Source organism: Haloarcula rubra (assembly GCF_019599465.1).
Lineage (GTDB): Archaea > Halobacteriota > Halobacteria > Halobacteriales > Haloarculaceae > Haloarcula > Haloarcula rubra.
Genome location: NZ_RKLR01000001.1, coordinates 715,161 through 738,464, shown reverse-complemented (window position 1 = coordinate 738,464; position 23,304 = coordinate 715,161). Strand labels below are relative to the sequence as shown.

Genomic DNA, 23,304 nt, shown 5'->3' with positions numbered 1-23,304 from the left:
CTCACCCCGCCTCCTCGTAGAAGTCCTGTGGGGTGTACTGCGTCTCTTCGTCCTCCTGCGTGAGGTCACAGCCGACCGTCTCCGAGAGGAACGTCTCGGGGATGACCCGGTCGTCGACGGCCTCGACGTTGTGCTGGTCGTCGGCGCGCATGACCCACATGTGGTGGTCGACGTGGTGGGTCGCGCCGTCGAGCGCTATCTCCTCCTCGCCGGGCGCTTCGGGTGCGCCGAAGGTGATGCCCGATTCGAGGGCCTCCCTGACCTCCGGTTGTTCGGTCGTGCCGGCCTGCTCGACGGCCATCTTGTACATGTAGATGGAGAAGTAGTTGTTCTCGGCCTCCTCGTTGAGGTAGGGGGCGTCCGGGAACTTCTGGAAGTAGCGGTCGACGAAGCCGCCCTCGCTGGTGTTGTGCTCCGTCGGAATCTCCTCCATGTAGTTGACCCCGGCGTAGATGTTGGCCATCGCGGGCGGGTCCAGCCGGCGGTGTTCGTACCCCTGTGCCATCGCCGTCGAGGTACCGATGGGGACGTCGAGGCCGGCGGAGGCCTTCTGCTCGTAGAAGGAGGTGTGGTTCGCGCCGACGAGCATCGACATCACGAAGTCGGGTTCGGCCTGCTGGATGCGGTTGATAGTCGACCCGAACTGGGAGTTCGACAGCGGGATGAACTCCTCGCCGATGACCTCGGCGTCGTTCTCGTCGGCCAGCACCTTCACCCAGTCGGCCGACAGCTGGCCGAAGTTGTAGTCGGCGGCGATGGTGTAGATTTTCGGGCCGTACTCCTCGACCAGATACGGGAGGACGCTCCCCAACTGCTGGCGGGCGGTCGGCCCGACGGCGAAGACGTTCTTGTCACAGACGCCGCCCTCGTACTGGGTCGTGTAGAAGTACAACTGGTCCTCGCGGTCGATGATGGGACGGATGGCCTCCCGGGTCGCCGAGGAGTAGCCGGCCCACAGCGCGTCGACGTTCTCCTGGTTGATGGCCCGCCGGGTGAGTTCCTGATAGCGCTGGTTGTCCGACTGGGGGTCCGGGTCGAACGTCTCTATCTGCTTGCCGTCGATGCCGCCGTCGTTGTTTATCTCCTCGATGGCAAGCATCGACGCCTTGTGTTTGGGGTCGCCGACCAGCGCGAAGTTGCCCGAGCGGTCCTCCAGTACGCCGAGCTGAATCGTGTCGTCGCTGGACGCCGAACCACCGGAACACCCGGCGAGTGCAGTCCCGGCCAGCGCCGCCGACGAGGCGAGGAAGCCACGGCGACTCGTGATACCGTCGGTCATTCGTCTCCCTCCGAGAGTCCGACAGAACTGTTCACCTTAATCACGACTTCACTGCACGTATCGACACGTTCTACACTGATACTCGGACGTTCGTCCATGATTTCGTTCACGTTCTTGCCCTTCAGCAGTACGCAAATAAGGTTTACTCATCTAATCTTATACTCTCCTTCATATGGTGCGAAGAGTATAAGGATGTGTTAGGAACGGTCAGAAAACGAGATGTACGAACGGTTCGGGGCGATAATCTTGCAAGTATACAGTATTTCGGGTCGGCGAACGACGAGCCGGCAAGGAGCGCCGCTACTCGCCCACGACGACGACTTTCACCTGCTGGACGCCACTGAGCGCGCGGAGGCGGTTGGCGAGTTCGGTGATATCGCTCGCCGCGCCCTCGACGACGAGCGTCTCCATGCAGGTGTCGTGTGAGAGGTGGATGTGCTGGACGGAGGTGATGGCCTCGGCCATCTCGTGCTGGATGGTCTGGAGTTCGTCGGCGATGCCGTCGACGTGGTGGTCGTGGACGACGACGATGGTGCCGTGGTGTCGCTCGTCGCCGCCGGTCTCCCACTCGTAGTTCGCGAAGAAGTCCCGAAGGGCGTCTCGCATCGCCTCCGACCTGCTGTCGTACTCCCAGTCGTCGACGATGCCGTCGAGTCGGTCGACCATCGACGACGGGAGCGTGAGGCTGATGCGGTCGATGTCGTCGGTCATGCCCCGACGTTGGGTGGTGGGGCTAATATGGCTGGCCACCCCGCATACTCACAGCAACGCCGGGGCCGCATCGACCAACAGTGTGGCCGCGAGTCCCGTGACGGCGACGCCGGCGACGGTCTGTGCGAACCCGTGGACAGTCCTGTTCCGGCCCTTCGCCAACCCGAACAGCGCACCGGCGCCGGCCCCGAGCAGACTCATCGTCGCGGTGATGGTGACGCCGTACGTCAGCACGGCGAGGGCGACGACGTCGGCCCCGTAGCCGGGGAGTAGCGTCGAGGCGAACACTATCATCGACACCGGCGGCGAGAGGGTGAACAGCGCGCCGACGAGTCCGGTCTTGAGATAGGAGACGGTGTCGTGACCGTGGTCGGCCCCGTCGAACCCCGGGAGGGGCAAGCGGACGTGCGGGTGGCTGTGGGTGACGCCGTCGTGTGCGTGCTCGTCCGACCTGACGACCCGACGGAGACCACCGACGGCCATCGCCGCGCCGAACACGCCCAGCAGGACACCGACGCCGAGCGTGCCGACCTGTCCGTACACGGCGGGGAACGACGTCCGGCCCAGCAACACGTAGGCGACGGCGAGCCACGCGACGACGAGGACGACGTGGCCGACGCTGAAACAGGCTCCCGCGAGCGCCGAGAGCCGGGAGTCGCCGTAGTCGCTGGTCAACGAGGAGATGCCGGCGACGTGGTCGGGTTCCATCGCGTGGGTGACGCCCAGCACGCCCGCGGTCAGTAGCGCCGGCAACAGCGGTCCAGTCATCGACTCACACCGTCGCGACTCCGGTCAATGACCGTTTCGGTCCCGGAGCTCGGTGGTCGATTGGGCACCTTCATACCGTATCGATGGACGAATCACGGTAAAACACCTCTCGACCGGGCAAATATTGTGTCGCCGCCGCGAGTTTATCAGGGCCCACACGATGGTCGGTCGACCCTCACGGAACGGCCGGCTGTCGCCTTCCCGTCGACTGTTTCGACGGCCGCGAGGACGCGCCGTCGACGGTTGCCGAAGCTCGGTCCCGGCTCGCGACGGGCGAGTGAACGAATGCCCAGTGGTAGGCCGTCTGAGACGACAAAGCGGCGGAAGTAAAGAAATCCATGGCGCTATTTGCGCCGAGAGGAAGTTGCTTATCACGGCTGTCCAAACGAGGACGCATATGTTGGACAAACAGTCGAAAATAGCGAGGGGCGGGGGTCGCCGTGACTGAGGACCTCGTCCCCGGCGAAGTCGTCGCCGGCGACGGTACCGTGACGCTGAACGAGGGTCGCGAGACGGCCGAGGTGACCGTCGGTAACACCGGTGACCGACCGATACAGGTCGGGTCCCACTTCCACTTCTTCGAGGCCAACGCGGCCCTCGCCTTCGACCGCGAGACGGCCTTCGGGATGCGACTGAACATCCCCGCCGGCACCGCGGTCAGGTTCGAACCGGGCGACGAACAGACCGTCGAACTCGTCGATATCGGCGGTAAACGCGTCGCCCACGGGATGAACGGGATGGTCAACGGAAGCGTCGACGCCGACCCGACGGAGGCGCTGGAGCGGTTGCGGGCGGCCGGGTTCCGTGACACAGGTGTCGACGCGGAGGCCGAGGAATGACCCGCGACGTCGACAGGGAAGCCTACGCCGAACTGTACGGCCCGACAGAGGGCGACAAGGTCCGTCTGGGCGACACTGAACTGTTCGCAGAGGTCGAGGAGGACCTGCGGACACACGGCGACGAGGCCGTCTTCGGCGGCGGGAAGACCCTGCGGGATGGACTCGGACAGGCCCCCGGTGTCACACAGGAAGAGGGCGCCATGGACTGGGTGCTGACGAACGCGACCATCATCGACCCGGTTCTCGGCATCGTCGCGGCCGACATCGGCATCCGAAACGGCGAGATAGCGGGTATCGGCAAGGCGGGCAACCCGGACACGATGGACGGCGTCGACCTCGTGGTCGGCGCGTCGACGGACGTCTACCCCTGCGAGGGGAAGATTGCGACCGCCGGGGCGCTGGACATCCACGTCCACTGGAACTCGGCACAACTCCACGAACACGCTCTCTCGGGCGGCATCACGACGATGCTCGGCGGCGGCTACGGCGGCGGCGCCACGACGTGTACGACCGGCCCGGAGAACGTCAAACGGCACCTCCAGGCCGCCGAGGCCTGGCCGGTCAACACCGGCTTCTACGCGAAGGGCAACGCCTCCGACCCCGCGCCGCTCCGGGAGGCGCTCCACGCCGGCGCCTGCACGCTCAAACTCCACGAGGACTGGGGGTCGATGCCCGACGCCATCGACACCGCCCTCGACGTGGCCGAAGACGAGGACGTGCAGGTCTGCATGCACACGGACACGCTCAACGAGGCCGGATTCGTCGAGAACACCTTCGAAGCCGTCGACGGCCGGACGATGCACCTGTTCCACATCGAGGGCGCCGGCGGTGGCCACGCGCCGGACATCATGGAGATGGTCGGCCAACCGAACATGCTCCCGTCGTCGACGAACCCCTCGATGCCCTACACCGACAACACGTTCGACGAGCACCTGGACATGGTGATGGTGTGTCACCACCTGAACCCCGACGTGCCCGAGGACGTGGCCTTCGCCGAGTCCCGCGTGCGTGCGGAGACCATCGCCGCCGAGGACGTGCTCCACGACATGGGTGCCATCTCGATGATGACCACCGACTCACAGGCGATGGGCCGGATGGCCGAACTCGTCCCGCGGACGTGGCAGACGGCCTCGAAGATGAAGTCCCAACGTGGCCCCCTCCCCGAAGACGAGGGCTCGGGTGCGGACAACTTCCGCATCAAGCGCTATATCGCGAAGTACACCGTCAACCCCGCTATCTCGGCGGGTATCGAACCCTACGTCGGGACGCTCGAACCGGGCAAGATGGCCGACGTGGTACTGTGGGACCCCGCCTTCTTCGGCGTCAAGCCCGCGATGACGTTCAAGGGCGGGTTCCCGGTCCACTCGGAGATGGGCGAGGCCAACGGGTCGCTGATGACCTGCGAACCCATCCTCCAGCGGGAACGCGCCGGGGCCGTCGGCAAGGCCAAACACGCGCTCTCCCTCTCGTTCGTCTCGCCGGCCGCCGCCGAACGCGGCGTCGGCGAGGAGTACGGACTGGACACGCCCGTCGTCCCCGTCGAGGGCACTCGCACCCCCGGCAAGGACGACATGGTGTACAACGACTACTGTCCCGACGACATCGCGGTCGACCCCGAGACGTTCGAAGTGCAGGTCGACGGCGAGCACGTCACCTGTGAACCGTCTTCGGAACTGCCACTCGCACAGCGGTACATGCTATGAAACTCACAGCCAAAGAGCAGGAACGACTCACCGTCTTCACCGCCGCAGAGGTCGCGCGACGCCGCAAGGACCGTGGCGTCCCGCTGAACCACCCCGAGGCCGTCGCCTACATCAGCGACTGGTGCATCGAGCGGGGCCGCGACGGCGACTCGGTCGCCGAGATTCGCTCCGGTGCCTCCCAACTGCTGGGCCGCGAGGACGTGATGGAGGGCGTCCCGGAGATGATAGACATGATTCAGGTCGAACCGGTGTTCCCCGACGGGACGAAACTGGTCACGGTCCACGACCCCATCCGCTCGGACAGCGTCGGCACCGCCGATGGTGAGGAGGAGTCGTGAGCCTCACCCACCGCGACGTCGCGACGGTCGGTATCGGCGGTCCGGTCGGGTCCGGCAAGACCTCGCTACTCACGGAACTCGTCCCGCGCCTCCGCGAAGAAGGGCTGGACGTAGGCGTCATCGCCAACGACATCCTCACCCAGGAGGACGCCGACCGACTCCGCGAACGGTTCGCCGGCGTCGTCCCCGAGGACCTCGTGGCGGGCGTCGAGACGGGTGCCTGCCCGCACACCGGCATCCGCGAGGACCCGTCGATGAACCTCCAGCAGATAGACGCGTTCCTCGCGGACCACCCGGACCTCGACCTCGTCCTCGTCGAGAGCGGCGGCGACAACCTCGCGGCGACGTTCAACCCCGAACTCGCGGACTACTCGCTGTACGTCATCTCGGTCGCCGAGGGCGACGACATCCCGCGGAAACGCGGTCCCGGCGTCGTCGACTGCGACTTGCTGGTGGTGAACAAGACGGACCTCGCGCCCCACGTCGGGGCCGATTTGGACCTGATGGAACGGGACGCCCGCGAGGTCCGTGACGGTCCGTTCGTCTTCACCAACTGCAAGGCCGAGGAGGGTGTCGACGAGGTGCTCGAACACGTCCGCGAAGGGGTGTTGTTCGCCTGATGGCGACGGACGCGCCGGAGTCGCGAGCAGAGCGAGACGGCGAGGGCACAGCGGATGCGGACACCGACGCGACCAGCACCGACGCACCACACCCGTCTTTCGAGGCCTACGCCGCCGAGTCGCCCCCGCAGGCCGCCGTCGGCGCGCCCGGCAAGGACGGCGTGCTGGAACTCCGTTTCGCGCCGACCAGCGACGGGACGAAACTGGTCCACGACTACGCGACGGTGCCGTTCCACGTCTCGGGGACGCTGGGTCACGACCCACATCCCGACGCCGAGACGGTGTTTCTCCAGTCGCCGACGGGCGGCATCGCACAGGGGGACCGCCACGACGTGACCATCGAGGTAGCGGCCGACGCTGTCGCCCACGTCTCCACCCAGAGTTCGACGAAGGTCCAGTCGATGAACGCCAACTACGCCGCCGCCGACGCGACGCTCTCGGTCGGTCCCGGCGGCCACCTTGACTACGTGCCGGAACCGACCATCCTGCACGCCGACTCGCGCTACTGTCAGGACCTGACGCTCGAACTCGACACAGGGGCGTCGGCCGTCCTCGCCGATATCGTCGTGCCCGGACGCCTCGCCCGCGGTGAGCGCTTCGAGTTCGAGCGATACCTCTCGCGGGTCCGCGCCGAGGGACCGGACGGCTTGCTGTTCGAGGACGCGACTCACCTCACGCCGGCCGAGGGCGACCCGACGGCACCCGGGGTCCTCGGTGAGTTCACCGTCTACGGGACCCTGTTCGTCGTCGCGCCCGACGGCGACGCCGCGGCGCTCTCGGACGCCCTGCACGAGACGGTCGCCGACGCGGACGCACGGGCTGGCGCGACCGCACTCCCGAACGGGGCCGGCGTCGCCGTGCGCGCACTGGCCGACCGTGCCGAGACGGTCCAGTCGACGCTCCACGCCGCGTGGGACCACGCTCGGCGGGACCTGCTGGACGCGCCTGCACCCTCCGGGAGGAAGTACTGATGCTGGTCGCCGAGACGTATCTGGGCCACCGCGAGGACGCCGACCTCTCGGCCCGACTGGCCGACGCCGACCCCGTCCGCGTGGTCCTCTCCGACACCGAACGACGGCGCTCCCGCGTCCGCACCGAGTCGACGGAGGGCGAGGACGTGGGTATCGTCGTCGCGCGTGACCTCGCCGACGGCGACGTCCTCGAGACCGACGACGGCACCCTCCTCGTGGTCGAACTCGCCACCATCGAGGCGCTGGTGCTGGACTTTTCGGACGCGAACGTCTCGCCGACGGCGGCGCTGGAACTGGGCCACGCGCTGGGCAACCGCCACTGGGACCTCGCCATGTGGGACGGCGAGGCGCTGTTTCCCGTGCCCGACACCCGCGAGCGGATGCTGGACGCCGTCGAAGACGACCTCCCGCCCGGCGTGACGACCCGCTTCGAGGACGTGCCGCCGACGACGTTCGACGACGGCGCGGAACACAGTCACGGGGGCGAGGGCCACTCGCACGGCGACCACGGCCACGACGACGGCCACACCCACTCCCACGGCCACGACCACAGCCACGGCGTCCGGACTATCGACGGGGACGACCGATGAGCGACGACGCGACCCTCGAAGCGTTCCGACTGGCCGACTCCTTCCTCCCGGTCGGGACGTACAGCGTCTCCTACGGCCTCGAACAGTTCGTCGCCGACGACCGAGTGACCGACGCCACCGACCTCGAAGCGCTCCTCGAGACGTACCTCCGGCGGCAGGTCGGCCCCGCCGAACTGGTCGCCCTCCGGCGTGCCCACGCCGCCGCTCGCGAGGGAGACATAGACGCTATCTGCGCCGCCGACCGACGGCTGGCGGCGGTGACGCTGGCCGCCGAGTTCCGGGAGAGCGCCCAGCAGTCCGGGGACCGCCTCCTGTCGCTCCAGCGGGACCTGCGCGAGGACGACCTGTTGGAGCGGTACGCCGACGCTGTCGCCGCCGGCGACGCGTCGGGGAACTACGCCGTCGTGCTCGGCGTCGCGGCCGGACTGGCCGGTATCGGCGCACGCCGGGCGTGCCTGCTGTGCTGTCACGGCTTCGTCACTGGGCTACTCGGCGCGGCCCAGCGCCTCCTCTCGCTGGGGCACACCGACGCCCAGCGGATTCTCGACGACCTGCGGTCGGTGATGGCCGCGGCCGTCGACGACAGCGCGGGCCGTTCCATCGAGGACATGACGCCGTTCGCACCGCTGGTCGACGTCCTCGCCGCCGACCACGAACGGGCCGAGCGGCGGCTGTTCGCGAGCTGAGCGGTTCCAGTATCTGCGGCTGACATCCTCGGCGAGGCGGGTATGTGCCCACAGTCACCACACAGCGCTGGCCGTAGGCGTCGCTCTTCTCGCGCCGCCGCACCCGTCCACCAGAGCCAAACGTTCCGCGTGCCACCCTCGGGTATGCACGTCGCCGACCTCACGGAGGAACTGGTCGCGATACCGAGCCACGAGGACGAGTCGGCCGCCGGCGAGTTCGTCGCGTCGTGGCTCCGGGACCACACCGACGCCACCGTCGAACACGATGCCCACGGCAACGTCGTCGCCCGGAAGGGGTCTGGCGACGGGGACTCGCTCGCTCTCGTCGGCCACCACGACGTCGTCCCGCCGGACGAGTCACAGGTCGACGCCGACGGCGGCTACGTCGTCGAACGGAGCGACGGCCGCATCTACGGCCGGGGAAGCGCGGACATGAAGGGGAGCGTCGCGGCCGCGATGCTGGCGTTCGAGGCGGCCGACACGCCCGCCGAGGACGAACTCGTCTTCGTCTCCTTCGCCGGCGAGGAACAGGGCGGTGTCGGCTGCCGGGCCGCCATCGAGGACGGCTTCAGCGTCGACTACGCCGTGGTCGGCGAGGGGTCGACGGGCTACTCCGCGCCGGGAATCACCGACGTCGCCGTCGCCCACAAGGGTCGGCGCGGGTCGACCATCGTCGCCGAGGGCGCGGCGGCCCACGCCAGCGAACCCGAGGCCGGCGCGAACGCCATCTACCGCGCGACCGAGGCCGTCGACGTGGTTCGGGGCCTCGAGTTCCCGTCGACCGGGGTGCTGGGCCACGAGGTCCGGGGGAGCGTCGCCGTCACCGAAATCGACGGCGGGTCGGCGTGGAACGTCATTCCCGAACAGTGTGAAGCCACCGTCGACGAGCGGACCGTCCCGGGCGAACGCGCACCACTGGACCGCGTCGAGGACACCGAGGGCGTCTCGTGGCGCGTCGACCAGGACCTGCCGCCGATGGCCTGCGGCGACGCCGACTTCGCCGACGCTGTCCTCGACTCGGCCACCGACGCACAGGACGGCGCACCCGAACACGTCGTCAAACCCCACGCGACGGACGCCGGATGGCTGGCCGCCGAGGGGACCGACTGCGTGGTCGTCGGCGCGGCCGAACCCGGCGAGGCCCACACCGCCGACGAGAGCGTCTCCGTCGACGTACTGGAGCGGTGCCAGCGCATCTACGAGGGCGTCGCCGCGTCGTGGGTTCGGTGACGCTCGTCTTCGAGCGCGCTTCTCGTCTGCCTGCTCTCGGCTTCGCCGGTCGTTCTCCGAGGCGACGGTCCGTGAACCTCGCTCCTTACCGCCAGCACCGAGCATATAGGACCCTACGCCCAACACCGACCCATGGCAACAGCTAGCGAGACCGAGTCGACCTACGAGCAGTTCCTCGACCACGTCAAGCGCCTCCACTACGTCTCCGACGCCGGCGGTGTCCTCCAGTGGGACCAGCAGGTGATGATGCCCTCCGGCGGGACGCCCGCCCGCGCGAAGCAGTCCTCCGCGCTGTCGACGCTGCACCACGACCTGCTGACCGACGACCAGTTGGGCGAGTGGCTGGACGAACTGGAAGACGCCGACCTCGACCCAGAGGAGGCGGCGGTCGTCCGGGAGGTCCGCCGGGACCACGAGCGAGCGACGAAGGTCCCCGCCGACCTCGTCGAACGCATCTCGGAGGCATCCTCGAACGCTCTCCCCGTCTGGGAGGAGGCCAAAGCCGAGGACGACTTCGAGATGTACGCCGACACGCTCGAAGAGATGGTCGAACTCCGCCGGGAGTACGCCGAGGCCATCGACCCCGACCGTGACCCCTACGAGGTCCTCTTCGAGGAGTACGAGCCGTATCTCGGCATCGACACCGCCGAGGAGGTCCTCACGCGACTTCGGGACGAACTGGTGCCGCTCATCGACGACATCGCCGACAGCGACGTGAGTCTCGCGGACCCCTTCGAGGGCACCTACGACGAGGACGACCAGCACGCCCTCGTCGAGGACGCGCTCGACACGCTCGGGTACGACTGGGACCACGGCCGTCTCGACACCGCGCCACACCCGTTCTCGACGGGGACCCAGTTCGACGCTCGCGTGACGACGCGGTTCAAGCCCGAGGACCCGATGGACGCCGTCGGCTCGACCATCCACGAGTTCGGCCACGCCACCTACACGCTCGGCCTGCCACAGGAGGCCTACGGGACGCCACTGGGCGACAGCCGAGACCTCTCGGTCCACGAGTCACAGTCCCGGTTCTGGGAGAACCACGTCGGCCGGACGCGGGCGTTCTGGGACCTCTTTACCGACACCGCCAACGAGCGTCTGGGCACCGACGCGACGCCGCGCGAGTTCTACGAGGCCGCCAACGAGGTGTACGAGGACAACCTCATCCGGGTCGAGGCGGACGAACTCACCTACCACATGCACATCGTCCTCCGGTTCGAGATAGAGCGCGACCTGATTCGCGGTGACCTCGCCGTCGAGGACGTCCCCGAAGTCTGGAACGACAAGATGGAGGAGTATCTGGGCGTGCGTCCGGACACCGACGCCGAGGGCTGTCTGCAGGACATCCACTGGACCAACGGCGCGCTGGGCTACTTCCCGACCTACACGCTCGGGTCCGTGCTGGCCGCTCAACTGGACCACCACCTCCGAGCGGACGTCGGCGACGTCGACTCGCTGGTCCGCGAGGGCGACTTCGACCCCATCCACGACTGGCTCACCGAGAACGTCCACCGCCACGGCGCCCGCTACGAGACCGACGACCTCGTGCAGGAAGCGACCGGGGAGTCATTTACCGCCGACTACTTCCTCGACTACGCCGACGCGAAGTACCGCGACCTCTACGACTGCTGAACCACCGACGTTCGCGGTCTGACTGCCGCTCCGCACCCGGTCGCTTATCTTTCCCGGTAGCCAACCACGACCCATGCGACCGGACCTCGACCCCGAGCAACTCGACCGCTACTCCCGGCACATCATCATGGACGACGTGGGGCCGGAGGGGCAGGCCGCACTGCTCGACTCGTCGGTACTCGTCGTCGGTGCGGGCGGCCTCGGTTCGCCGGTCCTGCAGTACCTCGCGGCGGCCGGCATCGGACGACTGGGCATCGTCGACGACGACGTCGTCGAGCGCTCGAACCTCCAGCGACAGGTCGTCCACCGGGACGACGACATCGGCCGACCGAAAGTCGACAGCGCCAAAGAGTTCGTCACCGGCCTGAACCCCGACGTGACCGTCGACACCCACGAGGTTCGCCTCTCGAAAGAGAACGTCAGGGACCTCGTGAGCGACTACGACATCGTCGTCGACGCCTCGGACAACTTCGAGACGCGCTTTCTGGTCAACGACGCCTGCACTCTCGCTGGCATCCCCTTCTCCCACGGCGCCATCTTCCGCTTCGAGGGGCAGGTGACGACGTTCACGGGCGACGGCGAGGGACCGTGTTACCGCTGTCTGTTCCCGGAGGCACCACCGGCAGGCACCGTCCCCGACTGCGCGACGGCGGGCGTCCTCGGCGTCCTCCCCGGCACTATCGGCTGTATCCAGGCGACGGAGGTCGTCAAACTCGCGATGGACTACGGCGAACCGCTCGACGGTCGCCTGCTGGCCTACGACGCCGCCGAGATGACCGTCGACGAGGTGCCGGTCGCCCCGAACCCGGACTGCCCGGTGTGTGGCGACGACCCGGCCATCGGGAGCATCGACGAGGGGAGCTACGAGGGGCGCTGTTCGCTGACTGCGGAGTAGGCTGTCGCGTCCCTCATACGCGGAGCGACGGCAGTTCCTGCACCGCGTCTCGCGGCGGCGCGTCGAACAGGTCCGGGTGACAGAGCGCCGCGAGGAACTCCAGCGTGTCCACCAGTCGCGGTCCCGAGCGGTTGACGTAGTGGTGGCCGTCTACCACGTACGCTCGGCCCTCGCGGACCGCACGGAGGTCGTCGAACCCCGGCCGTTCGGTCAGGTCCGAGAGGTTCTCCCGGGTCTGGGCGACGTCGAAGCCACACGGCGCCGCCACCAGTACGTCGGGGTCGTACTCTCGCACTTCCTCCCACTCGCGCGGTCGGGAGTGAGCACCGCGCTCGGCCATCCCGTAGACGCCGCCCGCCATCTCGACCATCTCGGGTATCCAGTGGCCGGCGACCATCACCGGGTCCAGCCAATCGAGGACGGCGACGCTGGGCGTCTCGGTGGCTCGTGCGGCGGTCGTCTCGACGGCGGCCACCCGCTCTCGGAGGGTCGCCACGAGGTCGGTGGCCGCCTCGTCGCGGCCGATTGCCGCGCCGACGCGGTGGATGGAGTCGAACAGGCCGTCGAGGCTGTGGACGTCGAGTGTCAGCACCTCGGCGTCCAGCCCGAGGTCCTCGACGGCCTCGGCGACCAGCACGTGATCGACGGCACAGACGTCACAGACGCCCTGCGTGACGATTACGTCGGGGTCGACGGCGGCGAGCGTCTCGCGGTCGACGGCGTAGACGCCGTCGCCGGACTCGGCCTCGGCGACCTGTTCGTTTATCTCGCTGCTGGAGGCCTCCGGGTCGACGCGGGAGCGGTTGACCGAGGGCTGTTCGCGGGCCGCCGGCGGGTAGTCACACTCGTGTGAGACGCCGACCGGTTCGACGCCGAGAGCGTAGACGATTTCCGTCGCAGACGGCAGTAACGTGACGACGCGCATACGCTCGCTACGGCCCGCCGGGACTAAAGGCTCCCCTCGCGACTCGACCACCAATCCTTCGTTACGCTTACCGTCCGTGACCCCGCAGACGCTCGTATGAACGTCAAATCGCGGCACCACCTCCGCTCGGACGAGGTCGACGCCATCGCGACGGCGCTTTCCGACAACCTCGGCGTCGAACTCGACGCCGACAGCTTCGAGAAGGTCGAGTTCGACGACAGCGACTGGGACGTCGTCCTCGTCGACGGCGACCCACTCGTGCTGTACGTCGACGGCGAACCGTTCCTCACCGTCGAGGGCGCGAACGCACACCCGCCCGAGAAGCACGTGGTCACCGTCGACACCGGTGCCATCTCCTTCGTCTCCGACGGCGCGGACATCATGCGGCCCGGCATCACCGAGGCCGACGCCGACATCGACGCGGGTGACCTCGTCGCCATCGACGAGGAGGCACACGGGAAGTTCCTCGCCATCGGGCGCGCGAAGACCGGCGGCGACGACATGGTCGGCGAGTCCGGGAAGGTCGTCGAGTCCGTCCACCACGTGGGCGACGACCTGTTCGAGTTCTCGGTGTGACGGTCGGTCGCGGCGTCACCGGTCGGGTTCTCGGCGTCGGATTCGGGCGAAACCCCGTCTGACGAAAAGTTGAAACGGGTAGCGCCCGCCGTGGAGCACATGGGACTCATGAGCAAGATTCTCGGCGAGTCGGGCAACTCCCGGAAGACCGAGGACTACGTCGAACTGAACGCGGACGACTTCGATGCGTCGGGTGCCGAGGCCGAGCGACAGGTCCGCATCGCCCGTATCAGCGACAAGCAGGACGTCGTCGAGATCAAGGACGCCGTCTACGACGGCGACATCGTCATCGCCGACATCACCCGCCACTCCACGCAGGACCGGACGATGGAACACATCAGCGACGAACTCAAACAGGTCGCCAGCGAAGTCGGCGGCGACATCGTCCAGAAGGACGACGACCAACTCATCATCACGCCCGCCGGCGTCGGCATCGCCCGCGAACGCCTCGGTCGGTAGGCCCGCGTCCTCTCACCTGACCCGCCGCGTTCAACGTCCTTTTCGGTGTCCACCGGGTAGCACCGGTAATGACAGCCCCGGCGATACGCGCCCGAAACCTACGGAAGAACTACGGTGACGTGCAGGCGCTCGACGGACTCGACCTGACCGTCGAGCGCGGCGAGTTCTTCGGTCTGCTCGGGCCCAACGGTGCGGGCAAGACGACGTTCATCAACACGCTGGTCGGCCTCGTCCACAAGGACGGCGGCGACGCCGAGGTGTTCGGCTTCGACGTCGAGGCCGACTACCGCGAGGCCCGCGACCGCATCGGTCTGGCCCCACAGGAGTTCAACGTCGACCGCTTCTTCCCCATCATCGAAGTCTTAGAGCACAAGGCCGGCTACCACGGTATCGGAAGCAAAGAGGCTCGCCGACGCGCCGAAGACGCACTCAAGACCGTCGGCATCTGGGACAAACGCGACACCCGCTTCGACTGGCTCTCCGGTGGGATGAAACGCCGGTTCGTCCTCGCGCGCGCCCTCGTCTCGAACCCGGACCTGCTGATTCTGGACGAACCCACGGCGGGCGTCGACGTCCAGTTGCGCCACGACCTCTGGGACATCATCAACCGGATGAACGACGCCGGGACCACCATCCTGCTGACGACCCACTACATCGAGGAGGCCGAACGCCTCTGTGACCGGGTCGCCATCATGGACTCCGGGAGCAAGGTCGAGGTGGCCGCGCCCGACGATCTGATGGCCCGCGGCACCGACACTATCGACCTCGGACTGGCGGACCCGCCGCGGACCGCGCCGCGACTCGACGTCGACGGCGTCACCGACGTGACGGTCACCGACGACGGCCTCAGCGTCACCGCGGCCGGTGGGAGCCAGACAGCGCCGGAACTGGTCCGAGTACTCGAACGGCAGGGCCACCACGTCACGTCGCTCGACATCCGCCGGGCCTCGCTCGAAGAGGTGTTCGTCGACCTGACCCGCGACGACCGCGAGTACGCGGAGGTGTCTGCATGAGCCACGACACCGACGTCGGGACGAACGGCGAGGGGTCGCCGACCACCGACAGTCGCGACGGCGCACCGACGGGCCTGCGCGCGCGACTCGTCGGCCTCTGGACGCTCCTCCACCGCGAGATTCTCCGCTACGTCCGCCGCCCGCGCAACACGTTCCTCCCGCCGATGATTACGAACGTGTTGTACTTCACCGTCTTCGGCGTCGTCCTCGGCGAGCGAATCAGCGGCAACGACCCGAACGCCTTCGGTGGTGCCGGCTACATCCTGTTCATCCTCCCCGGGCTTGTCGTGTTGGGGATGATATCCAACGCCTTCGAGAACGCCTCGTTCTCCATCTTCCACGGCCGCTGGAACGAGTACATCCACGAGGTACTCACCTCGCCGCTCTCGCACACGGAGATGGTACTGGCCTACGTCGCCGCCTCGTCGCTCCGGGGTATCGTCGTCGGCGCCATCATCTGGGGTGTCGGCCTCGTGTTCACGCCGGTCACTGTCGCGAACCCGTTCTATCTAGCGGCGTTCATGCTCGTCATCCCGACGCTGTTCGCCGCCTTCGGCGTCATCGGCGGCCTCTGGGCGCGGGACTTCGACTACCTGACGGTGATGAACCAGTTCATCATCCGCCCGCTGGTGTTCTTCGGCGCGGTGTTCTACCCGCTGTCGGCGCTGTCGGGCATCTGGCGACAGGTCACCCTCCTGAACCCGATGGTGTACATGGTCAACGGCGTCCGCTACGGCGTCATCCCCGAGGCGGTGGCCGTCCCACCGAACCGGTCGCTCCTCGTGCTGACGGGCCTCACCGTCGCCGTCGTCGCACTCGACGTCGAACTGGTCAGGCGCGGCTACGGACTGGTCGACTGAAGACGAGACGGACGTGCCCGGAATGCCGGATTGGCTCCGCCTCCGGCGGGGCGGACAAACTATGACAGGGTGCCCGGCTTCCGGCCGGACCACGCGGTGGTGCCGCGGCCCGGATATTCTGTGCGCCTCCGGTGGGGCGTGTGTGAACGTATGACACGAGAGTATTTAGGGGTGACGGCGATCTGACTCGTCTCGAAAAACGGTGTCGCTCGCTCAGACGTTGTCCGGCGCGTCGGCGTCGTCCTCGACGGACCGCTTCAGCGAGTCACGGCGGGCCTTCGCGTCCCGACCGGTCGCCTCCTCCAAGAAGTCGTTCTTGACCGAGACGGCGTCCTCGGCGGCGTCGACGTGCCCCTCGGAGATGACCTGCTCCGCGGGCTTCTCGTCGATGTGTAGGGCCAGTTTGTCCTTCTTGCTCCCGTAGTCGACGGTGCCGGCGACGACCCGTTCGAACACGGGGTTGTCGGGGTCGTCCACGACGAGGAGGTCACTATCGTTGTGTTCTTCCGTGTCTGTGACCGGACCGAAGTACTCCTCGACGAACGTTTCCATGTCCGGGACGCGGTCTTCGAGATGCTCGCCCCGTCGCATCTTGTACTCTCGCATGGCCGTCGTTTTGCGAGGCGCCGTCTTACTCTTTGCGTTCACTCGGTGTCGGTGACCAGCGACCCCTTGTGACACTCCGGACAGAAGTCACCCGCGCGCAACGAACTCGCCTTGACGTCCGTCGTGAACCCACACTCGGGACACTGGAACTGCCCTTCGGGGACGGTCACGGCGGTGTTCCCGGCCGGTTCGGCGTCCGGCGCGTCGTCGGCGTCGTCCTCACTCCCGAGCACCGTCTCCGGCGCCCAGTCGTCGCCGTCGTCGCCCGGTTCGTCGGGCCACTGTCCGGGTTCGCGGTCGTCGGCCTCGGACGCCGCCTCGTCCTCGTCGTCGATGATGAGGGCGTCGTCCGTCTCGGGGTCCGCTGCCTCGGCGTCGGTGACCGTGTCGTCGCCCTCCGCGTCGGGGACGTGGACGTCCGTCGTCGGGTTCTCCAGTTCGGTGTCGCCGCCCGGCGCCGCCTCGTCGTCGCTATCGTCCAGAATCTCCGCGTCGTCGGCGTCCGGGTCGACGACGTCGGCGGCCGACTCGCCCACGTCCGCCGACTCTGTCGGCGACGCTACGGGGTCGTCACCCTCGTCCGCTGGCTCTGCCGTCGCATCGGCTGTCACCTCGTCGGTCGGTTCGTCGCCCGGTTCCTCGACTGACTCGTCGTCGGCGCCGTCGTCCACCGCAGTCGACGACTCGTCCGTGTCGTCGACCATGTCGCCGGCTATGTCCGACGGTGTCTCGATTGCGGTCACCTCTTTGTTCTCGGAGACGATACGCGTCTTTCCACACCGTTCGCAGGTCTCCCGTTCCTGGATGGTGATGACGACTTCGCTCCCTTGTTCTTCGCGCTCGCGCTCGACGGTGGCCTCACCGTACGTGTGCCCGAGGACGGAACATTTGAGACCCATTGTCAGTTCTTGCCGCCGTGTCCTACTTAAACCCTACCCGTCACGCTCACGTCACACCGACGACGATACATTTCTCCCGAATCGAACTTATTTGTACGAATTGAAAGCGTAATTTTATACCGTGGGGCGGACCCAGCGTCGAGCGATGCGTCTGCACAGTCTGGCCGCGGCCGCGCTCCTCGCAGCGGCGCTCCTCTCCGGCACTGTCGTCGCCGCCGAGAACGCCCCGCCACTCGCCGACGCCGGCCTCGACCAGACGGTGCCGACGAACACCACGGTGTACCTCGACGCTAACGGTTCGCGGGACCCCGACGGAACTGTCGCGCGCGTCTCGTGGACCGTCGAGACGCCGGGGGGTGACACCGTCTCGCCCGACTGTCGGACGTGTCGACAGACCAAGTTCCGGCCGACCGCCGCCGGCCAGTACAACGTCACCGTCTCCGTGACCGACGACGACGGCGCGACCCGGTCCGACACGCTCCACGTCGTCGCCTCGGCTCCGACGACGCCGACGGTGTCTCTCACCGGGCCGTCGACGGTCGCCCGTGGCGACGCCGTCAGTTTCACTGCGGCTGCCGCGAGCACCGGCCCGACGCTCTCGACGCTCGCGTGGGTCGTCGACGGGAACGTCACCGAGCGAACGGCCGTCGCTGTTGCGAACGCCAGCGTGCGCACCACGCGCGTGTTCGACGACGCCGGCACGCAGTCCCTCCGTGTCGTCGCCTACGACGCCCTCGGCCGTCGCGGGACCGCGACGAAGCGCATCGTGGTGGTCGGAGGGGGTGTTAGTCAACCTGCTTCGAACAGCGACAGTAGTGGTAGTGGCGACTCAGACTGCCACTTCTGGGAGAACGACTGTCTGACCGACGTAGTTCTCACCAACCCTAGGACTGGAGAAAAGAAGATAATAGAAGGCGACGGTGAGTCCGGGACGTCGATATGGGTCGAAGGCAAACCGCGCGACCTCAACGAACTCCTCGGCTCGGACCTCGGCGACTACCGGAATCCAGACGGTACTCTGGACTACGACAAGGTGATGGACGACGCGGTGCCTGCCGCGAACCGACAGGACATCGGGATGGATCCGGATTCCGATTCTAACATCGGTGACGGTCAGTCATCCGACGGACCTGATAACTCCAACGACTACAGATATGACGGCAGTACCGACACGTACAACGGTGGGTCACCTTCCGACCACTACAACGGCGGCTCCGAGGACACAACCGGGTCCAGTGACACCGGCAGGTCCAGTATCGACCACAGCGACACGACGAGTGATAGCGGCCACACTCTCACGAGTGGGTCGGGTGGCAGTACCACCGATACTGGTTCCGACGCTAGCTTCGGCGAGGACAGCACTGATGCATCCGGTAGTGGACTGTTCGCTGGCGGAACCTCGTCTGGGTCTAACCACGACCAGATAGACGACTCCAGTAGCTCCGGTGGCTACGACGGGGGGTCGCCCTCCAACCACTACGGTTCGAGCGGTGGTTCCAGCGACACCGGCGGTGACAGTAGTGGTGGCGGTTGTCAGTATCCAGATTACCCGTCCCTCTGCGGATAACGCTCACCTGTGGTCCTGATTCTGACATCCGTTCTCCGACCTCGATCTTCTCTGGATTTATGTACTGTGACGAAGGAGTTAATTACGGCTGATCAGAATATATACTAATGGTAGCAAACACTCTCATTCAACCTCGGGACGCCCTCCTTACGGTCGTAGTTATCGCTCTCCTGATTACGTCGGGCTGTAACGGCCTCGGCGTCGGCCAAAGTGATACAGGCCCCCATGAAACGGATGGCACGCCCGCGAACGAGACCCCTGTATTGACGGCGACGCCGACGGCAACGCCGGCTGTCCCGGAAGACGGGACAGACCTGCGGAGCGTCTCGCTCGAACAGGATGCTGGTCGGACGATGCGGAGTGAATTGGACGGTAGTGACCCGAAGGACGGGAAAAGATATTACGAGCCAGTCGAGTTCGCCGCAGAAGCGGGGACGAAGGCCAATATCACGCTCGGTGGGGACGGCGGCGACCCGGTCGTGCGGCTCCTTGCTCCGAATGGGACTGTCCTCGACACAAACGACGACGGCGGCATCGGTGACACGGCGGAGTTGACGATGGTGACGCTCCCCGAGACGGGCAACTACACGATCATCGCCACGTCGAACGAGCCAGACACCGCGTTCACGTACTACCTCACCGTCGACCAGTTCATCCCGCCCGCACAGCGAGATGTGATGTTCGCGGGCGACCCGTCGACGTGGAATCATACCGAGCAACTCGGGGAGTTCGCATACGACTACCGGTCCACATTCGAGTCTGGCACTAACCTGACCGACATAGACTATGCCTTCGTCAACGCTGATGAGAACTACGTCGTCGTGACCTACGAGATGCAACCTAACGCCTCTCAAGATACTCGCACGAGAATCGACACCGCCCTCATGCTTGCCCACTCGAATATGGACGACGCCTACCGTGATGAGCCCGCTAACGCCACGTTCAATGAAAGCTGGACGCCAGACCGAGTGTATCACCGTGCAGTCACGCCGGATGGCAAACTGTACCGCGTGACGTACACGACGACTGAGTGGGCGCGACAGTGGGAAGAAGGCAACATCGAACTACGGACCTATCTGTTCCGCTATTTCACCACCCTCACCCACGGTCCGGCCCACCAGAGTTACGTCGAGGGAGCTAACCACTCTACTGCAACGGGAGAGATAGAGGGGCGAGACAAGAGCGAGGAGATCAGAGTGGGCGTCAGATAACGGTCTCCGTCTTCGACTTCCCGACGCCGTTTTCGCGGCCTGTGCGACGTCGTATCAGTTACCCGCTCAGATATCCCGCTGCAGAACGGGTGGCTGACAGACACTCGTGGCGGTTGCAGCGGACTTCCGATGCGTAGCAGTATCGTTCCCGTATTTCAGATGGCGGGGTCAATCAGCAGTCGACGTACTTCGGAGACACCCCCCGAAAGAGGGACAAAGCCAAGAGCCGGGCGGGTATAGAGAGCAGTATGAGAGCGAAGCCGGAGTATCGTGACCGTGACGAGACAGAGGTTGCGGTACTCGACGCGCTCGCGGATCGCCACAACGAGGGGATGACTGTGTTCGAGATTCGCTCACAAGCGGACGTGAACATCGACCAGATAGAGGGTGCACTGGCGGCGCTGAAAGAGGACGACCTCATCGAGGTCGACGACGACGGCGAGCGGACCGTCATCCTCCCGGACGAGGACGTCGTCGGGCCGGAAGCGACAGACGACGAGCCGTCGCTGTTCGAACAGCTCCGCCGACGACTTCCGTTCTAGTCGGCGTCCATCGGCGCCGCGGCGCAGTTGTTCGGGCCGAGTTCGAGTTCGAACGCGGTGTCGTCGTCGGCGTCGTCGGAGCCGAGGTTGACGGCGACGATGCGTTCGAAGTTGGCGGGCCGTGGGGGGATGTCGCCACAGATTCGGTCGACGAACGTCGCCCGGTCCAACCGGAAGGCCGGGAGTCGCTCGCGGAGGGTCCCGAGCCACGCGGTGTAGGTGCCGTCGGCGGCGGGGTCGGTCGAGTCGGAGTAGTGACCCGGCGCGACGAGCGTCTCGTCCGGGAGCGGCGCGAGGCGTTCGGTCAGCGTCTCGTGGAGCGACCGTGCGAGGGCCGGTGCTCCGTCGTCGCCGTCCTCCAGGTCCGGGCGCGCGACGCTCTCGACGAAGATGCTGTCGCCGGCCAGTAACACGTCACCGACGCGGAACCCGGTCATGCCGGTGGTGTGGCCGGGGAGCGGAATCGGGTCGAGCGACGCCGACCCGACCGTGACGGCCTCCTCGTCGCCGAGTTCGGTCACGTCGAAGGTGACGCCGCGGTCGGCCGCGCGGGCGGGCAACATCGGTTCGACGCCGTGGTCGCCGGCGAGTCGCCGGAGGCCGCTCACGTGGTCGGCGTGGACATGGGTGTCGACGGCGTAGCGGAGCGTCGCGCCGTGGTCGGCGGCGTCGTCGACGTAGCGGTCGGCGAACGCCCGGAGCGGGTCTACGACGGCCGCCTCGCCGTCGCTGACCACGAGGTACGAGAGACAGCCAGACGAGGGACGCTGGTACTGGAGGACGGTCGCAGCGTCGCATGGGACCTCGTGGGCTTCGTAGAGGCGGGCCCACCCACGCATCCCGTCGGCGAGGTTGCGCGCGTCGATGCCGTGGTCGGTGAGGAGGCCGGCGACGAAGCCGCTGGCCTCGCCGTGGCCACAGACGACCGTGATGGGGCCGTCGCCGGCCACCTCGGCCACGAGGTCGTCGACGCCGTCGGTCACCTTCGCCTGCAAGAACTTCGCGAACGGGAGTTGTGTCGCCGTGACAGACGGGTCCTCGATGTGCCACTGCTCGAACTCGTCGCGGTCGCGGACGTCGAGCAGGCGAACCGACTCCCCGGCGTCGAGGCGCCGTTTCAGGTCGGCCGCCGACAGCGAGGGATGGTCGGCCGGCGGGTCGGGGTAGTCCTCGGTCATAGCCCCGCTACGGACCGACGGCCGATAAATCGGGTGGGGGTTCTAAACATCGAGCGACCCTGAACGCCTGTATGGACGCCGCCGAGACACTCGACGCCGTACGCGAGGAGGCGAGAACCGACCTGGAGCGACTCGGGTCGGACAAACTACTGGTCGCGGTCACCGGCGCAGACCTGACGCCGGTGGCCGTCCGCGAGGCCGCGGCGACCCGCGAACACGGCGTCGCGGACGCGATGGCTGGCTGGGCAGACGACGCCGACGGTGCCGTCGCGACGGCGTTTACGACCGCCGAGGAGGGCGCCCGCGACTGCGCCGACCGTATCGACGCCGACCCCGGTGACCCGGACGCGCTCGCTACACATCTCCAGACGGTGGGAGCGACGGACGCCCGCGTCGGCGCCGGCCTCGTCGCCGTCCCACTCCTCGCCGACCGGTTCTATCTGCAGGTGGTGAGCTTCTTCGTCAACGAGGCAGACGAGGCCGGCGCCGACACGTTCCGCGACCTGCGGGCCGACGCGAGCGACCTGGACGTGGCGCGTGACGCGCTGTCGGCGCTGGACGACGCGGGACGCGAGGCGGCACGCGACGCTGCAGTCGAGACCATCGAGGCCGCGTACGCGGACTACGCCGACACGCTGGCAGGCATGGGGCTGGACCCGAAACCAATCTGCTGACGCAAGGGTTCCGGTGGGTGGCGACGCGGGACGACTCTGCCGGGGGGTCTGTCGGCGACTATCGCTGGTGGTGGAGAGTGGCTATCGTCGGCCCCGGTCCACGGCTGCATCGGTTTCGTTCACTGACCCGTTGCCAGTATCTATATTATCTGTCCGTCTGAACCCGGAGTCAGTATGGGCACCGACGGGGACGCGACCGGTGGACAGACCAGTGAGAGACGCCAACTCCGCCGCGCCACGGCCATCCTGGGCAAGAAGTGGCATCCGATGCTGATAGACACGCTCCTCGTGGCCGGCCCGCTCGGGTTCAACGACCTGAAGGCCCGTGTCGACGGCATCTCCGACAAGGTGCTCTCGGAGGCACTCGACGACCTACAGGAGTCGGGACTGGTCACCCGTGACGTCATCGACGACAAACCGGTTCGCGTCGAGTACTCGCTGACGACGGCCGGGGCCGACCTCGCTCCCATCATCGACGCGCTCCAGTCGTGGAGCCGCGACCACCTCGCCGAGGGCCAGCCCCCGACGTAGT

Annotated in this window: 26 protein-coding genes; 19 read left to right on the top strand and 7 right to left on the bottom strand. The window is 67.0% G+C overall.

Annotated features, from left to right (window positions below):
• Window position 1: 1 nt before the first annotated feature.
• The 3 genes from EGH21_RS03940 to EGH21_RS03930 all read right to left on the bottom strand — a co-directional run bounded on the left by EGH21_RS03940 (window position 2) and on the right by EGH21_RS03930 (window position 2,758).
• The gene (locus tag EGH21_RS03940; RefSeq protein WP_220617154.1) at window positions 2-1,279 is read right to left on the bottom strand and encodes an urea ABC transporter substrate-binding protein; all 1,278 of its coding nucleotides are present in this window, start codon (window positions 1,277-1,279) and stop codon (window positions 2-4) included.
• Between the two features lie 300 nt (window positions 1,280-1,579).
• On the bottom strand, window positions 1,580-1,990 hold the full coding sequence (gene nikR / locus EGH21_RS03935) for a nickel-responsive transcriptional regulator NikR (protein WP_220617153.1): 411 nt from the start codon (window positions 1,988-1,990) through the stop codon (window positions 1,580-1,582).
• A 48-nt stretch (window positions 1,991-2,038) separates the two neighbouring features.
• Window positions 2,039-2,758 (bottom strand): HoxN/HupN/NixA family nickel/cobalt transporter, encoded by a 720-nt coding sequence (locus EGH21_RS03930; protein ID WP_220617152.1) that lies wholly within the window; start codon window positions 2,756-2,758, stop codon window positions 2,039-2,041.
• A 440-nt stretch (window positions 2,759-3,198) separates the two neighbouring features.
• Here EGH21_RS03930 and EGH21_RS03925 point away from each other — a divergent pair, with 440 nt between their 5' ends.
• From EGH21_RS03925 to ubaA, 10 genes are all read left to right on the top strand, one after another.
• Window positions 3,199-3,597 carry an urease subunit beta gene (locus tag EGH21_RS03925; protein ID WP_220617151.1) on the top strand — a complete coding sequence of 133 codons (399 nt, stop codon included), beginning with the start codon at window positions 3,199-3,201 and terminating at the stop codon, window positions 3,595-3,597.
• Entirely contained in the window at window positions 3,594-5,300 is a 1,707-nt protein-coding gene (gene ureC, locus EGH21_RS03920; RefSeq protein ID WP_220617150.1) for an urease subunit alpha, read from the top strand. The genes EGH21_RS03925 and ureC overlap by 4 nt, the downstream gene beginning before the upstream one ends.
• On the top strand, window positions 5,297-5,638 hold the full coding sequence (locus EGH21_RS03915) for an urease subunit gamma (protein WP_220617149.1): 342 nt from the start codon (window positions 5,297-5,299) through the stop codon (window positions 5,636-5,638). Before ureC ends, EGH21_RS03915 begins: the two co-directional genes overlap by 4 nt.
• On the top strand, window positions 5,635-6,258 hold the full coding sequence (gene ureG / locus EGH21_RS03910; protein WP_220617148.1) for an urease accessory protein UreG: 624 nt from the start codon (window positions 5,635-5,637) through the stop codon (window positions 6,256-6,258). Before EGH21_RS03915 ends, ureG begins: the two co-directional genes overlap by 4 nt.
• Window positions 6,258-7,229, top strand: a complete 972-nt coding sequence (gene ureD, locus EGH21_RS03905; protein ID WP_220617147.1) for an urease accessory protein UreD — start codon at window positions 6,258-6,260, stop codon at window positions 7,227-7,229. Before ureG ends, ureD begins: the two co-directional genes overlap by 1 nt.
• Complete coding sequence (locus EGH21_RS03900; RefSeq protein ID WP_220617146.1) at window positions 7,229-7,819, top strand: urease accessory protein UreE; 591 nt, start codon at window positions 7,229-7,231, stop codon at window positions 7,817-7,819. Before ureD ends, EGH21_RS03900 begins: the two co-directional genes overlap by 1 nt.
• A complete protein-coding gene (locus EGH21_RS03895) occupies window positions 7,816-8,505 on the top strand; it encodes an urease accessory protein UreF (protein ID WP_220617145.1) in 690 nt (229 codons plus the stop codon). Before EGH21_RS03900 ends, EGH21_RS03895 begins: the two co-directional genes overlap by 4 nt.
• Before the next feature lie 144 nt (window positions 8,506-8,649).
• On the top strand, window positions 8,650-9,735 hold the full coding sequence (locus tag EGH21_RS03890; protein WP_220617144.1) for a M20 family metallopeptidase: 1,086 nt from the start codon (window positions 8,650-8,652) through the stop codon (window positions 9,733-9,735).
• A 132-nt stretch (window positions 9,736-9,867) separates the two neighbouring features.
• The gene (locus tag EGH21_RS03885) at window positions 9,868-11,367 is read left to right on the top strand and encodes a carboxypeptidase M32 (RefSeq protein WP_220617143.1); all 1,500 of its coding nucleotides are present in this window, start codon (window positions 9,868-9,870) and stop codon (window positions 11,365-11,367) included.
• A 73-nt stretch (window positions 11,368-11,440) separates the two neighbouring features.
• Window positions 11,441-12,262 (top strand): SAMP-activating enzyme E1, encoded by an 822-nt coding sequence (gene ubaA / locus EGH21_RS03880; RefSeq protein ID WP_220617142.1) that lies wholly within the window; start codon window positions 11,441-11,443, stop codon window positions 12,260-12,262.
• A 13-nt stretch (window positions 12,263-12,275) separates the two neighbouring features.
• On the opposite strand, the gene EGH21_RS03875 is transcribed toward ubaA, so the two are convergent.
• Window positions 12,276-13,187, bottom strand: a complete 912-nt coding sequence (locus tag EGH21_RS03875) for a cobalamin-binding protein (protein WP_220617141.1) — start codon at window positions 13,185-13,187, stop codon at window positions 12,276-12,278.
• Window positions 13,188-13,283: 96 nt separating this feature from the next.
• Here EGH21_RS03875 and EGH21_RS03870 point away from each other — a divergent pair, with 96 nt between their 5' ends.
• The 4 genes from EGH21_RS03870 (at window position 13,284) to EGH21_RS03855 (ending at window position 16,095) form a co-directional block, all read left to right on the top strand.
• Window positions 13,284-13,763, top strand: coding sequence for an RNA-binding protein (locus EGH21_RS03870; protein ID WP_220617140.1), 480 nt, complete (start codon window positions 13,284-13,286; stop codon window positions 13,761-13,763).
• 99 nt (window positions 13,764-13,862) lie between these two features.
• Complete coding sequence (locus tag EGH21_RS03865) at window positions 13,863-14,222, top strand: cell division protein SepF (protein ID WP_220617139.1); 360 nt, start codon at window positions 13,863-13,865, stop codon at window positions 14,220-14,222.
• Between the two features lie 68 nt (window positions 14,223-14,290).
• A complete protein-coding gene (locus EGH21_RS03860) occupies window positions 14,291-15,235 on the top strand; it encodes an ABC transporter ATP-binding protein (protein ID WP_220617138.1) in 945 nt (314 codons plus the stop codon).
• A gap of 74 nt (window positions 15,236-15,309) precedes the next feature.
• A complete protein-coding gene (locus EGH21_RS03855; protein WP_425433294.1) occupies window positions 15,310-16,095 on the top strand; it encodes an ABC transporter permease in 786 nt (261 codons plus the stop codon).
• Between the two features lie 213 nt (window positions 16,096-16,308).
• Here the strand turns inward: EGH21_RS03855 and EGH21_RS03850 are convergent, their stop codons facing one another.
• Window positions 16,309-16,701, bottom strand: coding sequence for a DUF5611 family protein (locus EGH21_RS03850; RefSeq protein WP_220617136.1), 393 nt, complete (start codon window positions 16,699-16,701; stop codon window positions 16,309-16,311).
• Between the two features lie 38 nt (window positions 16,702-16,739).
• Entirely contained in the window at window positions 16,740-17,600 is an 861-nt protein-coding gene (locus EGH21_RS03845) for a DUF7093 family protein (protein ID WP_220617135.1), read from the bottom strand.
• 145 nt (window positions 17,601-17,745) lie between these two features.
• Between EGH21_RS03845 and EGH21_RS03840 the strand changes: the two genes are divergently transcribed.
• From EGH21_RS03840 to EGH21_RS03830, 3 genes are all read left to right on the top strand, one after another.
• Window positions 17,746-19,167: a PKD domain-containing protein gene (locus tag EGH21_RS03840; protein WP_220617134.1), complete on the top strand. Its 1,422-nt coding sequence runs from the start codon at window positions 17,746-17,748 to the stop codon at window positions 19,165-19,167.
• A gap of 107 nt (window positions 19,168-19,274) precedes the next feature.
• Window positions 19,275-20,378: a PPC domain-containing protein gene (locus EGH21_RS03835; protein WP_220617133.1), complete on the top strand. Its 1,104-nt coding sequence runs from the start codon at window positions 19,275-19,277 to the stop codon at window positions 20,376-20,378.
• A 248-nt stretch (window positions 20,379-20,626) separates the two neighbouring features.
• Window positions 20,627-20,920 (top strand): DUF6432 family protein, encoded by a 294-nt coding sequence (locus tag EGH21_RS03830; RefSeq protein ID WP_220617132.1) that lies wholly within the window; start codon window positions 20,627-20,629, stop codon window positions 20,918-20,920.
• On the opposite strand, the gene EGH21_RS03825 is transcribed toward EGH21_RS03830, so the two are convergent.
• On the bottom strand, window positions 20,917-22,098 hold the full coding sequence (locus EGH21_RS03825) for an MBL fold metallo-hydrolase (RefSeq protein ID WP_220617131.1): 1,182 nt from the start codon (window positions 22,096-22,098) through the stop codon (window positions 20,917-20,919). The genes EGH21_RS03830 and EGH21_RS03825 overlap by 4 nt on opposite strands.
• Window positions 22,099-22,169: 71 nt before the next feature.
• On the opposite strand from EGH21_RS03825, the gene EGH21_RS03820 reads away from it, so the two are divergent.
• Together EGH21_RS03820 and EGH21_RS03815 are read left to right on the top strand one after the other, a co-directional pair.
• Window positions 22,170-22,772, top strand: a complete 603-nt coding sequence (locus EGH21_RS03820) for a transcription antitermination protein (RefSeq protein ID WP_220617130.1) — start codon at window positions 22,170-22,172, stop codon at window positions 22,770-22,772.
• Between the two features lie 174 nt (window positions 22,773-22,946).
• Window positions 22,947-23,303: a winged helix-turn-helix transcriptional regulator gene (locus tag EGH21_RS03815; RefSeq protein ID WP_220617129.1), complete on the top strand. Its 357-nt coding sequence runs from the start codon at window positions 22,947-22,949 to the stop codon at window positions 23,301-23,303.
• The last annotated feature ends 1 nt before the right edge of the window (window position 23,304 follow it).

Excerpts from the sequence above, each read along its gene's own strand:
- EGH21_RS03895 (WP_220617145.1), top strand. The coding sequence starts at position 7,816 with ATGAGCGACGACGCGACCCTCGAAGCGTTCCGACTGGCCGACTCCTTC.
- EGH21_RS03875 (WP_220617141.1), bottom strand. The coding sequence starts at position 13,187 with ATGCGCGTCGTCACGTTACTGCCGTCTGCGACGGAAATCGTCTACGCT.
- EGH21_RS03825 (WP_220617131.1), bottom strand. The coding sequence starts at position 22,098 with ATGACCGAGGACTACCCCGACCCGCCGGCCGACCATCCCTCGCTGTCG.
- EGH21_RS03930 (WP_220617152.1), bottom strand. The coding sequence starts at position 2,758 with ATGACTGGACCGCTGTTGCCGGCGCTACTGACCGCGGGCGTGCTGGGC.
- EGH21_RS03940 (WP_220617154.1), bottom strand. The coding sequence starts at position 1,279 with ATGACCGACGGTATCACGAGTCGCCGTGGCTTCCTCGCCTCGTCGGCG.
- EGH21_RS03835 (WP_220617133.1), top strand. The coding sequence starts at position 19,275 with ATGGTAGCAAACACTCTCATTCAACCTCGGGACGCCCTCCTTACGGTC.
- nikR (WP_220617153.1), bottom strand. The coding sequence starts at position 1,990 with ATGACCGACGACATCGACCGCATCAGCCTCACGCTCCCGTCGTCGATG.
- EGH21_RS03890 (WP_220617144.1), top strand. The coding sequence starts at position 8,650 with ATGCACGTCGCCGACCTCACGGAGGAACTGGTCGCGATACCGAGCCAC.
- ureC (WP_220617150.1), top strand. The coding sequence starts at position 3,594 with ATGACCCGCGACGTCGACAGGGAAGCCTACGCCGAACTGTACGGCCCG.
- ubaA (WP_220617142.1), top strand. The coding sequence starts at position 11,441 with ATGCGACCGGACCTCGACCCCGAGCAACTCGACCGCTACTCCCGGCAC.
- EGH21_RS03865 (WP_220617139.1), top strand. The coding sequence starts at position 13,863 with ATGGGACTCATGAGCAAGATTCTCGGCGAGTCGGGCAACTCCCGGAAG.
- EGH21_RS03860 (WP_220617138.1), top strand. The coding sequence starts at position 14,291 with ATGACAGCCCCGGCGATACGCGCCCGAAACCTACGGAAGAACTACGGT.
- EGH21_RS03830 (WP_220617132.1), top strand. The coding sequence starts at position 20,627 with ATGAGAGCGAAGCCGGAGTATCGTGACCGTGACGAGACAGAGGTTGCG.
- EGH21_RS03885 (WP_220617143.1), top strand. The coding sequence starts at position 9,868 with ATGGCAACAGCTAGCGAGACCGAGTCGACCTACGAGCAGTTCCTCGAC.
- EGH21_RS03870 (WP_220617140.1), top strand. The coding sequence starts at position 13,284 with ATGAACGTCAAATCGCGGCACCACCTCCGCTCGGACGAGGTCGACGCC.
- EGH21_RS03900 (WP_220617146.1), top strand. The coding sequence starts at position 7,229 with ATGCTGGTCGCCGAGACGTATCTGGGCCACCGCGAGGACGCCGACCTC.
- EGH21_RS03840 (WP_220617134.1), top strand. The coding sequence starts at position 17,746 with ATGCGTCTGCACAGTCTGGCCGCGGCCGCGCTCCTCGCAGCGGCGCTC.
- EGH21_RS03815 (WP_220617129.1), top strand. The coding sequence starts at position 22,947 with ATGGGCACCGACGGGGACGCGACCGGTGGACAGACCAGTGAGAGACGC.
- EGH21_RS03915 (WP_220617149.1), top strand. The coding sequence starts at position 5,297 with ATGAAACTCACAGCCAAAGAGCAGGAACGACTCACCGTCTTCACCGCC.
- EGH21_RS03850 (WP_220617136.1), bottom strand. The coding sequence starts at position 16,701 with ATGCGAGAGTACAAGATGCGACGGGGCGAGCATCTCGAAGACCGCGTC.
- EGH21_RS03820 (WP_220617130.1), top strand. The coding sequence starts at position 22,170 with ATGGACGCCGCCGAGACACTCGACGCCGTACGCGAGGAGGCGAGAACC.
- EGH21_RS03845 (WP_220617135.1), bottom strand. The coding sequence starts at position 17,600 with ATGGGTCTCAAATGTTCCGTCCTCGGGCACACGTACGGTGAGGCCACC.
- ureD (WP_220617147.1), top strand. The coding sequence starts at position 6,258 with ATGGCGACGGACGCGCCGGAGTCGCGAGCAGAGCGAGACGGCGAGGGC.